Source organism: Bacillus sp. NPDC094064, from assembly GCF_050279585.1.
Lineage (GTDB): Bacteria > Bacillota > Bacilli > Bacillales > Bacillaceae_G > Bacillus_A.
Map to the genome: position 1 here is coordinate 224,339 of NZ_JBNNUI010000008.1, position 10,881 is coordinate 235,219.

The following is a 10,881-nucleotide window of genomic DNA, read 5'->3' on the forward strand; positions in this document are numbered from 1 at the left end:
AAGGGACTTAAATTACTGATGCTTTCAATAAGATTGTTACATGCAGAGCTAATTAAAGCAAAACGTACTTCTGTCATTTATTTAGCTATAGTTATTCCTATTATATATTCTTTACTCACTTTATTTATTTTATTTTTTGAACAACAGAAAGAAAGCTTTCACTTGTTACCTGACTTTGGATGGTTATACATGTTTTTACCGTTAGGTCTAACCATTTTAACTTCTCTATCTTCAAACGTTTTTTATTCTAATAACATGTGGAAAATAATAATGATACAACCTATTTCTCGAGTTAGCTTCTATATAAATCATCTATTGTTTATTAAACTTCTTATATTAACAGGATGTATCGTACTAAGTATTTGTTCAATTTTTATAAATATAATACTGTTCCAAGAAACTCCATTACCTTGGAATAGTATTATAAGTTCATGTTTAATCTCATGGGTTTGCAGTATGCCTGTAATTTCATTTCAAGTATTAATAGGAATAAAGTTTAAATCAATTGCTGCTTCTTTAAGTATAGGAATAGCTGGATTTTTCTTCAGCTTGATTTCTTATTATCAAGCTTCTTTTTTAGGTATGTGGCATTATCCATTGAGTACAATAGAGGGAAACAATTCTTATCTTATAATACTTAGTATCTTTCTAAGTTGCTTTTTTACCGTGATTGGAGTAATTTCCTTATTAAAAACTGAATAAAAATGGTTCTGGTGCAAAGATTGCATTTATTTGAAAGAGGTAAATAGATTCCTAATGGAATCTATTTTTATGCAGCCATTCCGAATAGTTGATGAATAAACTTCATTTCATTTTGGACAGACTTGTCCCGTAAAATAAGTTGGCCTTTTTTAATGATATGCATCGCTTCTATTCCTGAAAGAATAGATGTAGCTGTACGAAAAGACTTCAATCCTAACATTGAACGAACTCTCTTTTTAATAAAACGATGATCTTGCTCTACAATGTTATTCAAGTATTTTACCTGCCTTATTTGGATGCCTACAGGCATCTTTTTCTCTTTCTTCAACTCTTCAATCGCTATAGGATAGGCTGGGTTTTTGTCTACTGTAATCACACGGGGCTTTGAAGTATGAAAAGACCGCAAAGCTTTCTTGAAAAAACGCTTTGCAGCCTTATGATCTCTTGTTTTGCTTAAATGAAAATCAATTGTATTTCCTTTTGAATCAACAGCACGATATAGGTACATCCATTGACCTTTGACTTTCACATACGTCTCATCGACTCGCCAAGAATCATTGGTTGACTTCAGATGACGTCGTACTCGCTTATCTAATTCGGGACCATATTGATGAACCCATCGCATGATAGTTGTATGGGTAAGGGATAGCCCGCGTTCTTCCATCATTTCGACTAAATCACGAAAACTGAGGTTGTACCGTAGGTACCATCTCACGGTTAATAAAATAATATCCGGTTGATAATGTTTCCACTTGAATAGATTTTGCTCTTCCATACCAATCACATCCTTTTTAGAATACTAGTATCAGTATGTCCAAGTTTAGGAGGTTACTTACAAGCGTTTTGGAGTGTTTGCACCAGAACCATAAATGCTCTATTATTACTTAAATATATTTTAATCTTATTAAAAATGATCCTAAATCATATCTTACATTTATTATTGCAATAGCTGAAATTATAGTTAATGGATATTTCACAAATGGATTATTTAAGATTTTTTTTGTTTTTTTCATGTTGTAGTCCTCCATTATATTAATCACCTTATTTTTAATGTTATCATGAAAATAGATATAATGATTTGTTTTTTATTAGATATAAAATCCTGTTTGCATGTTTACTTTCATTTTATGTACAATAAGGGAAAGAAATAGTATAAGGCAGGGGGAGGAAGCCCATGTCCAATCAACAATTAGTGAATTTACGTATTGATTTTGCATTTAAACAATTATTTGGTACAAGTGGGAACGAGGATATTCTGGTTGCCTTTTTAAATGCTATGTTACATGATTCTTTAGAATCACCCATTATATCCTTGCAGTTAGAAGATCCACATTTGCATCGAGAACATGAAGAAGATAAATTATCGATTTTAGATATCTCAGCGACATTAGATACGGGGACAAAGATAAATGTAGAAATACAGCTGAATAACAATCACGATATGATCAAACGAAGCTTGTATTATTGGGGAAGGTTATACACTTCTCAATTAAAAAAAGGAATGCCATATAGCTCACTTCATAAAACAATTACCATCAATTTGTTAAACTTTGTGATGTTTCCAGAATATGAAGCGTTTCATACAACAGGAATCTTGTGGAATCAGCAACAACAAAAGGTATTGAGTGATGATATAGAAGTGCATATTATTGAAATTCCGAAGTTAATGCAACAATGGCGTAATGAACAAGTAAATCCCTGGGAAGATTCGTTTGTTCGTTGGTTATTATTACTTCCAGCGAATGAAGATGAACACTTAACCCAAACATTGGAGGATATTGCGATGAACCAAGATCCAATTTTACAAAAGGCAATGAATAAGTGGGAACGTATGAGTCAAGATTCTTCTTTCCGTCAAGCCTATGAAGCAAGGGAAAAAGCATTAATGGATGAGGCTGCAAAGTTTGCTCATGCAGAACAACAAGGGATAAAAAAAGGAAGAGAAGAAGGAAAGCTTGCTGAACGTATTCAATTAGTTAGTGGTATGCATAAAAATGGAATGTCAGTAGAGGACATTGCAAAGTTCACGAAGTTAAGTATAGAAGAAATACGAGAAATTTTACAATCCTAAATAGATCAAAATAACACCTACAAATGTTTGTAGGTGTTATTTTTTTTTGGAGGCTGTAGTTTTATAAAAAAGATTGATCATTTAATACAAAGTTCGATTATTTAAAATAAAGATTGATAATTTATAAGGAAGTTTGATTAAAATCCTTTTTTTACAGGAATTTCCCCTTTAACTATAGAGACAGTTTAACTTAATAAGAAAGCATATTCTTTCCTATTTAGAATGAAATAATTACTATTGGAATTTGTATATCTATTATGTTGTTCTGTCGTAATACCTACTTTTAGTAAGTCAATTTATAGGAGTGATTAGCATGTTAAAACAGCATGAAGATTTTATCCAAAAAGTAAAAAAGAAAATACAAGAAGATGAACGTTTTATAGGTATACTTGCAGGTGGTTCAATAATAACCAATACTATGGATCAGTTTAGTGATATAGATTTGATTCTTGTTTATGACTCAACTTTCCAAGACGCAATAATGAAGAATAGGTTGCAAATTGCAAGTGGGTTTGGTCATCTTTTATCAGGATTTACTGGGGAGCATGTGGGTGAGCCTCGACTACTAATTTGTTTGTACAATGCCCCTATTCTTCATGTGGATTTTAAATTTGTAACCATTGAAAAAGTTTCGAATGGAGTTGAAAAACCTATTGTAGTTTGGCAAAGGGATTCAACTTTAAGTCAGATACTAAATAAAACTAATTATTCTTTTCCCTATCCAGATATGCAATGGATTGAAGATCGATTTTGGGTTTGGATACATTATGGTGCTACTAAACTTGGAAGAGGAGAATTGTTTGAAGTAGTCGATTTCCTTTCATTTCTCAGAGAAACTGTTATAGGACCGCTAGTGCTAATGAAAAACAATTCTTTACCAAGAGGGGTAAGAAGAATTGAAGAAGATGCACCAGACTTCATTGAGAAATTAGAAAAAACAATAGCCATCCACGAAAAAGAAAGTTGTTATAATGCAATTAAATCTATAATATCACTTTATTTACATCTCAGAAGAGATCATGAAATCGACATTCAAATAAAATCAGAGGCTCAACAAGAATCTATTAAGTATTTAGAAGAAGTATATGAGGTAATGTAGAAATTCCTTCTTTAACTAACAGGGGCTTTAGTTCAATAAGGAATGATCAAATTTTATTATAAAAATTGATATTTAATTAAACATAAAACCGTTATTTTGATCAATCTCTTTTCAACATAACGGTTTTTTAATTGTTGTTGTATATGGAGAGAAGAGAGTTTTTTATCAATCTTTATTTTAAAGCTACAGGGGGCATTCTCAATCGGGGAAACTTTTGCGATCTATGCGACATCAAACTATTAATATGTACAAATGTAAACTTTTACAACTAATTTTGTAATGAATTTCTCAATATAGATGCAACTTCTATTTATGGTTTTAATATTAAAAATTAACAAAAAATATAATACAATATAAATAAGATAGTTTTTTCCGTTTTTCTCCTTGTGTTAAAGATAAGATCGTGTTCGCCGATCTTATCTTTTTATTTGTAGATTTTGGCACAAAAAAGGAATCCTTATAATATTATAAGGATTCTGCAACAGGAAATAACAAAATATAAACAATAAAAAGAATTACTTATATTATAGTTTACATAGTAATAATATAATATTGAGAAATATTTACATAAGTCCAGTATGTACTACATAGCAAGTGTAGAGATTGCTTGTTTGTAGATTAGTTGTTGTTTACCATGAACCATCATTAGGATGGTAAATTTATCTGTTGCAAGGATCTGCCCACGTAATGGAACGCCATTCTTTAAAAATACAGTAACTTCTCCTTTTTTCTCTTTCAATTGTTCATACATGTCTTCTTGTAAATTAAACATGAAATGCGCCCCCTGTTTTGTTTGTATTTACTTTTCTTCTAATACCTGCTGCTTTTCACTAATGGATATTTGTGATTCCCATTCACTTTCTATTTTTTTAAACCATTTTCCTATTTTGCTTAGATAATATCTTTTTACTTCACCATAAGGAATCCAAATTTCATGTTCATGTATTTGATTCATCACTTCATGAAGAATCTCATCATGTTCATACTTTCTAGGTTTTCTATGATGTGTTTTTACAAACTGTGTATATTCTCTACGTAACCGATTAGAAATATGTTCTTTTTGTTTTTGCTTGAGATGTGACCATTTTTTATTTGTTTGAAGGATTTTTCCATTTACTTTTATGTGGTTTTTCATCGACACTCATCTCCTTTTACTAGCAAAATGAATATATAACTATCGTATCACATTTAATATGAAATAAAATAAATGTATAATGGTAGAAGGACAAAAACTACCTCTTTATAAAATAAATAGGAGCAAAATAATATTGCTCCTATTTTCATTTGAATTCTACATAAAATTTAGTGTCAATGATTCCAAAAGCAACTTTACATGGGAACGGATTTTTTCCTACTGAAGCAGCACGCATACATGAAAGTACCCAATATTCCAATTCTAAAGGTAGGCGAAATGCTTGAATGCTACGATCATTGTTTTTTATTGATACGATTGGTGTATTTATCCTAGTTGTAGCGAAACCGTCCGTTGTTATCATTCCTACCGCATCATTATTATGAAAACCAACGTTTAAAACCTCGTAAATCATTCCGTTTTTTTCATTAATAATCATAGGTATATTTAAATGGGGATAGTTATTTATATCGTTATGAATAACTGTTCTTGCTGTATTCCTTCTTAGCTGATTCCCTTGCATTTAATACACTCCTTTATAGCAATCTAAACGCGATCACTTAAATGCATTCTATTTTACGTCTATTATATTAGAAAACTGTAGTTTCATCTTGTTATAAAAAGCATCGGTACATATGACAGCACTATTTTGTTGGTCAATATCAACAACTGTCATATAGTTAGAGAGTAAATAACCGTCTTCATAATATGTGATTAGTATTTCTTCTTCAGATAATAAGGAACATAACAACATGTTCTCGATCAGTTCTTTTTCTTCAGCGGTTAAGATCGGCCGAGTTACTTTGTTTTTCTCCTTGATGATTTCACGAATACCAGCAAACTGTTCAGGCATTGCTGCGAATGGAGTCCATTTGATCATTCCTCTTCCTTTTGGCATATTAGCGTTATTCATGATTTGTGGCCTCCAATTAGTGTATTTCTGTGTCTAGCTGTAGCGCTATGCGTGTAGGAAATCCCTCGTAAAATACTGTTCTTCCCAAATTTTGTACGTATTTCATCCATTACTTTTGTTAACTTCATTTCTTTTTCTCGTTGCGCGACATTATCAAAAAGAGAAATTTGTTCTTCCCCTTCTTGAAGTAGGTTTGTTAAGGATATGTTTATACTGCGAATGGGTTCGCCAGTATATTGCTGATGTAAAAAGTACGCACAGATATGATATATATCCATCGTTAAATTTGTTGGGCGATTTAAGGTATGTGTTTTTCTAATCCCACCTGTATAACTCTTGCTATAACCGACAGAAAAATGAACGGTTTGAGCAAGTTTGTTTTGTCTTCTAAGGCGATAACAAACTTCTTCAATATGTTCCAGTAGAATAATCGGAAATTCTTCTATTGTGTAGTCACGCATTAGAATTTGGCTTTTTCCAATAGAAGTTGTGGCAGGAACATATTTTTCTGAAATGCGACTAAAGTCTATTCCGTGGCTATGTAAGTGCAATTCTTCTCCAATCTTGCCGAAGCTCTGTTTTAAGTATTTAAGGGGATAATTGGCTAAATCTCCAATAGAATGTATTCCCTTTCGATTTAACTTTTCTTCTGTTTTATAAGATATGCCCCAAAATTTATTAAGTGGTCGTATGCTCCATAGTTTTGTACGTACATCCTCGTACTTCCAAAAAGCAATCCCGTCTTTGTTCTTCTTAGCTTCAATGTCTAAAGCGACCTTACTCAATAATGGGTTAGGAGCAATGCCGATGGTACACTCAATTCGTGTATGATCGTATATTTCACGTTTGAATTTCGTAGCGAATTTGTATGGATCTTGGGCGAATAAATGGATGCTATCGGTAATATCCATAAAAAATTCGTCTATGCTGTATTGGTGGAAGTCCTCAATAGGAACGTATTGCAAAGCTAATTTTGTTATGTAATTGGAGCATTTTATATAAGTTCCCATGATTGGGTTTACCACAAGAATGTCTTTACGCCGTGGTATTTCGTACAACCTTGCCATTTTCTTAACACCTAATACCTTTAATGGTGGTGTTGCAGCCAAAACAATAGAGCCATTTCTGTTCACATCTCCTACTACAGCTAATTTGGTATGAAGTGGGTCTAATCCCATCTTGATGCAACTAACTGAAGCATAAAAGCTTCGAAGATCTACACATAAAACAATTCGATTCGGCAAAATTGAGTAGTCATACACCTTTACGCCTCCTTAATAATAAGAACGTCTGTTCTTATTATACACGAATATACGTTCTCTTATGAAGAGGTTTTTATAAAAAAATAAAAAATTAAACTTAATTAGTTGGTCTTTTCTTAAAAGAAGATACGAGATATCATCGTTGTAATTTCGAACACCCACAGTAACATTAACCAGTGTTTTTGTTTCAGTTTAAACTTTGGCTTGTTTACTTCTGCATGGAATTTGATTTTCTTCCCGTTAGTATTGAATTTAATCTGCATTAAAAAATCCTTTCTGTTTTTCCCTTTTATTTATAAAAGAGAAACAAGTGTTGAAAAAATCAAAAAGAATGATAAATTTCTCAAAAAAAATCAGCCCGATTTATCGAGCTGATTCATACATCCAAAAATCTTCAAAGTCTACACGGTATCCTTTTCTTTTCAAAACTCTAATTATCTTTTGGCCATTACTATTGTTAACAATAGTTGCTATGCTAACAGTTGGATATTAGTATTCTTACCTAACTACCTATATTAATAATTGGTTTATATACATTATAAAAATATGAAATTATAGTTATATATAACAATAATTCTTAAATGTGTTTAGAGCATTTCGATTTTGACCATTTATTTTGAAAACAATTAATGGGGTAGCACTACACATCCATCAAGCTAAGCTTACATAAGTTTAATTTCACATAAGATTTTTCTTTTTTCTAAAGATCCAGTGTAAGTTCCTTAAAGGCTACATTTTGGCTCACCCAAACACATAAAGCTGCTAAATCTTCTGCTTGGTACTTACTGGTTCGTTGTACAAAACCAACATTTCTAGTAAGATCCCGTAAGGTATTTGGAGATAGAAAACTTTGAATTCGATCACAAAGTGAAATGGAAGGAAGATTTTTAAATAGTAAAATAATCTGAAGTTAGGAAAAACGTAGAAAGATAAAATTTCTATGTTTTTTTGCATCCATTCAATGCTACATATGTACATATTCATTATTGAAGTTATTAACAATAAAATGTATTATAGAAAAGCGCAATTTTTAATTCAAGTAAGCGGGAATGTGTATTCATAATAAATAAAATATTCAGAAATAATAGTATTGTCTGGAAAAAGAGGTGGAATTAATAGAGACATTACATATTAAATGGTATGGATTGTATAGTTTAAATGACTTTTACAGTAGAGAAGAAGCTTTTAAGAAGGTTATAAACAAAGAAAAAATGCTCTATATAGAAAAAAATAAAGGCGCTTTATACAAAAGATAAGGGGACTTCATAAAGATTCGTTTTGTCATGAAAGCGAATTAAAGGTTAGATTAGGAATAATAGAATTCCCTAGTGGCGAAAGCTATTCTGAAAAGAAGGTAAAAGAGGTAAAATCTCTTTTGATTTTACGGCATATCCATTGGAAAGCGCAAACTAAAGAGGGCATTTGATTTTAGAAATTATAAACCGGTGAAGAAGAGGCTTAATTGTTAAAAAGTATACTTAAGTACAGCAACTTATCAATCTTTAATTTATTAAACTATTTTTGAATAACATATGTCAGATACTTGAAAAAGCATAAATTTTATTATTTTTATATGGAATTCTGTATGGGAAGTGTAGTTCATTTTTATTATTTAATAAAAATATTAAGATTCTTAGGAAGAATACGTAAAGATTAGTGGCGAAAATAAACACGGAGGTTTGAAAAATGGGACAAGGAAGCAGGATTCAAGCAAAACAACAAAATCGTCGTAATAAGGGGATATTTAATATCGCATTTAGTGTGGTATTAGTAACAGTTGGCATAGTAACATATCAGTTGTTTTTCACTTCTGATACATCAAAGAAAGCAATTGCTCAAGAAAAGAAAGCAACAAAGATAGAAGAAAAGAAAAACGAAGATAAAGAAGCGGTAAAGGTAGAAGAAAAGAAAAACGAAGATAAAGAAGCGGCAAAGGTAGAAGAAAAGAAAAATGAAGATAAAGAAGCGGTAAAGGTAGAAGAAAAGAAAAATGAAGATAAAGAAGCGACAAAGGTAGAAGAAAAGAAAAACGGAGATAAAGAAACAGCACATTTAGAAGAGAAACAAAAAGTAGAAGAACCTGTAAAAACGAACGAAAATGAAAATAAAGAGGGAGAAAAAACGATAGCTCAAGAAAAGGGTTCTCAAACTAATCCTTCTTGGAAGCCAATTGGTACAGAGCAAGGAGCAAAACCTGCAATGAAATTTAAAGAAGGAACAGTAGATTGGAATGAGATGAAAAAAGCAATTTCATATGCTGTTGATGTTCCAGAGAGTCAATTGATTTTTGATTTTATTGGGAATAATGGTAATAATAAAGCCTACGGTAATGTACGAGATAAGCAAAGTAATAAAAAATATAAGGTTGATATTGATTGGGTAGAGAATCAGGGTTGGAAACCAGTATCTGTTCAAGTGGTAAAATAAATAAGAGAAATGTAAATGTTATCCTCTCTTGTTGTGAGGGACTAAGCTATTATAGTATAGATAAGATAAACTTAATTCTATATCGTGCCGTTGATTCTGAAGGAAACACGATTGACTTTTATTTGAGTAAATCTAGAAATCATAAGGCTGCAAAGCACTCTTTCAAGAAAGCTTTGCAGTCTTTTCATGTTTCAAAGCCTCGTGTTATAACAGTCGATAAGAATCCTGCTTATCCAATTGCTATCGAACAGTTGAAGGAAGGAAAAGGATACCAATAGGCACCGAAATCCGAAGGATAAAATATTTAAATAACATAGTAGAACAAGAGCCTCGTTTTATTAAAAAACGTATACGCTCTATGTTGGGATTTAAATCATACAAAACATCAGCTTCTATATTGAGTGGTGTTGAAGCCATGCATATGCTCAAAAATGAACAAATTGATTTGTAGGACCAGTCTGTTCAAAATCAGAATATTTTTATCAACCAGCTGTTTGGATTAACGGCTTAACAGGTGATTCCGTTAGGAATCCATGATTCTTTTTTATTTATCATTTTTTTGCACCAGAATCCCATAGCGCTATCAAGCTAACAAAGAGACTAATAATATCAAGGAAAGGCTTTCTTTTCAGTAGGGTACAATCTATCAATAAGAGAAATATGTAATTATGCATATCCTTTTTTATTATTTCAATAGTATCAAAGCTTAATATATAATTAAAAGGTTTTTAAATGGGTTGATAAAGAGATGCGAGTATGAAGAAAATCATAGGACTTATAGTATCATTATTTTTATTCTTTTCTACTTATGCACCAATTTTTACAGAAGTAGCCGAAGTTTTAAATAAAGTAGGCTGGGTGAAAAAAATAGAGATCCTGCTCGTAATGAGTAGACCTTTTTTATAACGTTTCTTTATAGGAAACCCTTTACATATGCGTTATAGATCATATGCACAATGTCAGTCCTTGATACGTCTGTAAAAACGTATCAAAAAGTGTACTTTTTGATACACAGCATATAACTTTTTAATAAGCATATTTCCCTTTGTCGGGGGGAATGAGCAAAAAAACTAGTTTAAAAATTTTCACACCAGAAACAGATAACGCGATAAAGTATTAGTTAATGTGCGTGGAATAATAAAAAAAGAGCCTTCCCAAATGATGTTTTTAATAGTTTAGATTATACGATTTTAGGAAATTAATAGCATTTTATACCACTATTATTTACCTAATTTTCAAGAAATAGAGGTGATTGTAGGTGACTAAACCTTTTAA

The 10,881-nt window shown here is 31.4% G+C and carries 12 protein-coding genes and 3 pseudogenes; 7 read left to right on the forward strand and 8 right to left on the reverse strand.

What is annotated here, in order from left to right:
- Window positions 1-18: 18 nt before the first annotated feature.
- Window positions 19-702, forward strand: a complete 684-nt coding sequence (locus ACQKNI_RS19290; RefSeq protein WP_088232994.1) for an ABC transporter permease — start codon at window positions 19-21, stop codon at window positions 700-702.
- 67 nt (window positions 703-769) lie between these two features.
- On the opposite strand, the gene ACQKNI_RS19295 is transcribed toward ACQKNI_RS19290, so the two are convergent.
- Both ACQKNI_RS19295 and ACQKNI_RS19300 read right to left on the reverse strand, forming a co-directional pair.
- Window positions 770-1,477, reverse strand: coding sequence for an IS6 family transposase (locus tag ACQKNI_RS19295; protein ID WP_098253267.1), 708 nt, complete (start codon window positions 1,475-1,477; stop codon window positions 770-772).
- 109 nt (window positions 1,478-1,586) lie between these two features.
- Window positions 1,587-1,715, reverse strand: a complete 129-nt coding sequence (locus ACQKNI_RS19300) for a hypothetical protein (protein WP_255299822.1) — start codon at window positions 1,713-1,715, stop codon at window positions 1,587-1,589.
- Between the two features lie 161 nt (window positions 1,716-1,876).
- Between ACQKNI_RS19300 and ACQKNI_RS19305 the strand changes: the two genes are divergently transcribed.
- On the forward strand, window positions 1,877-2,773 hold the full coding sequence (locus tag ACQKNI_RS19305) for an Rpn family recombination-promoting nuclease/putative transposase (protein ID WP_002114355.1): 897 nt from the start codon (window positions 1,877-1,879) through the stop codon (window positions 2,771-2,773).
- Between the two features lie 313 nt (window positions 2,774-3,086).
- The gene (locus tag ACQKNI_RS19310) at window positions 3,087-3,872 is read left to right on the forward strand and encodes a nucleotidyltransferase domain-containing protein (protein WP_098253268.1); all 786 of its coding nucleotides are present in this window, start codon (window positions 3,087-3,089) and stop codon (window positions 3,870-3,872) included.
- Between the two features lie 583 nt (window positions 3,873-4,455).
- On the opposite strand, the gene hfq is transcribed toward ACQKNI_RS19310, so the two are convergent.
- The 6 genes and pseudogenes from hfq to ACQKNI_RS19340 form a co-directional block, all read right to left on the reverse strand.
- Window positions 4,456-4,644 carry an RNA chaperone Hfq gene (hfq, locus tag ACQKNI_RS19315; protein WP_098253269.1) on the reverse strand — a complete coding sequence of 63 codons (189 nt, stop codon included), beginning with the start codon at window positions 4,642-4,644 and terminating at the stop codon, window positions 4,456-4,458.
- A 27-nt stretch (window positions 4,645-4,671) separates the two neighbouring features.
- Window positions 4,672-5,007: a transposase gene (locus tag ACQKNI_RS19320; protein ID WP_098253270.1), complete on the reverse strand. Its 336-nt coding sequence runs from the start codon at window positions 5,005-5,007 to the stop codon at window positions 4,672-4,674.
- A 145-nt stretch (window positions 5,008-5,152) separates the two neighbouring features.
- Entirely contained in the window at window positions 5,153-5,527 is a 375-nt protein-coding gene (locus ACQKNI_RS19325; RefSeq protein ID WP_098253271.1) for a hypothetical protein, read from the reverse strand.
- Window positions 5,528-5,575: 48 nt separating this feature from the next.
- A complete protein-coding gene (locus ACQKNI_RS19330; RefSeq protein ID WP_098253272.1) occupies window positions 5,576-5,917 on the reverse strand; it encodes a YolD-like family protein in 342 nt (113 codons plus the stop codon).
- Window positions 5,914-7,179, reverse strand: coding sequence for a Y-family DNA polymerase (locus ACQKNI_RS19335; protein WP_098253273.1), 1,266 nt, complete (start codon window positions 7,177-7,179; stop codon window positions 5,914-5,916). Before ACQKNI_RS19335 ends, ACQKNI_RS19330 begins: the two co-directional genes overlap by 4 nt.
- Window positions 7,180-7,891: 712 nt before the next feature.
- Window positions 7,892-8,080 (reverse strand): annotated as a pseudogene (locus ACQKNI_RS19340) (hypothetical protein); the annotation flags it as partial.
- 205 nt (window positions 8,081-8,285) lie between these two features.
- Between ACQKNI_RS19340 and ACQKNI_RS19345 the strand changes: the two are divergent.
- The 4 genes and pseudogenes from ACQKNI_RS19345 to ACQKNI_RS19360 all read left to right on the forward strand — a co-directional run bounded on the left by ACQKNI_RS19345 (window position 8,286) and on the right by ACQKNI_RS19360 (window position 10,512).
- Window positions 8,286-8,628, forward strand: a pseudogene (locus ACQKNI_RS19345) (sodium:proton symporter).
- A 237-nt stretch (window positions 8,629-8,865) separates the two neighbouring features.
- Window positions 8,866-9,606 carry a YrrS family protein gene (locus tag ACQKNI_RS19350; RefSeq protein ID WP_098253274.1) on the forward strand — a complete coding sequence of 247 codons (741 nt, stop codon included), beginning with the start codon at window positions 8,866-8,868 and terminating at the stop codon, window positions 9,604-9,606.
- Window positions 9,607-9,677: 71 nt separating this feature from the next.
- Window positions 9,678-10,057 (forward strand): annotated as a pseudogene (locus ACQKNI_RS19355) (IS6 family transposase); the annotation flags it as partial.
- A gap of 305 nt (window positions 10,058-10,362) precedes the next feature.
- Complete coding sequence (locus ACQKNI_RS19360; RefSeq protein WP_170952781.1) at window positions 10,363-10,512, forward strand: hypothetical protein; 150 nt, start codon at window positions 10,363-10,365, stop codon at window positions 10,510-10,512.
- The last annotated feature ends 369 nt before the right edge of the window (window positions 10,513-10,881 follow it).

What these genes read in the sequence shown, in the direction of transcription:
- ACQKNI_RS19295 (WP_098253267.1), bottom strand. Translation starts at nt 1,477, where the DNA reads ATGGAAGAGCAAAATCTATTCAAGTGGAAACATTATCAACCGGATATT.
- ACQKNI_RS19290 (WP_088232994.1), top strand. Translation starts at nt 19, where the DNA reads ATGCTTTCAATAAGATTGTTACATGCAGAGCTAATTAAAGCAAAACGT.
- ACQKNI_RS19325 (WP_098253271.1), bottom strand. Translation starts at nt 5,527, where the DNA reads ATGCAAGGGAATCAGCTAAGAAGGAATACAGCAAGAACAGTTATTCAT.
- ACQKNI_RS19360 (WP_170952781.1), top strand. Translation starts at nt 10,363, where the DNA reads ATGAAGAAAATCATAGGACTTATAGTATCATTATTTTTATTCTTTTCT.
- ACQKNI_RS19305 (WP_002114355.1), top strand. Translation starts at nt 1,877, where the DNA reads ATGTCCAATCAACAATTAGTGAATTTACGTATTGATTTTGCATTTAAA.
- ACQKNI_RS19310 (WP_098253268.1), top strand. Translation starts at nt 3,087, where the DNA reads ATGTTAAAACAGCATGAAGATTTTATCCAAAAAGTAAAAAAGAAAATA.
- ACQKNI_RS19330 (WP_098253272.1), bottom strand. Translation starts at nt 5,917, where the DNA reads ATGAATAACGCTAATATGCCAAAAGGAAGAGGAATGATCAAATGGACT.
- hfq (WP_098253269.1), bottom strand. Translation starts at nt 4,644, where the DNA reads ATGTTTAATTTACAAGAAGACATGTATGAACAATTGAAAGAGAAAAAA.
- ACQKNI_RS19300 (WP_255299822.1), bottom strand. Translation starts at nt 1,715, where the DNA reads ATGAAAAAAACAAAAAAAATCTTAAATAATCCATTTGTGAAATATCCA.
- ACQKNI_RS19350 (WP_098253274.1), top strand. Translation starts at nt 8,866, where the DNA reads ATGGGACAAGGAAGCAGGATTCAAGCAAAACAACAAAATCGTCGTAAT.
- ACQKNI_RS19320 (WP_098253270.1), bottom strand. Translation starts at nt 5,007, where the DNA reads ATGAAAAACCACATAAAAGTAAATGGAAAAATCCTTCAAACAAATAAA.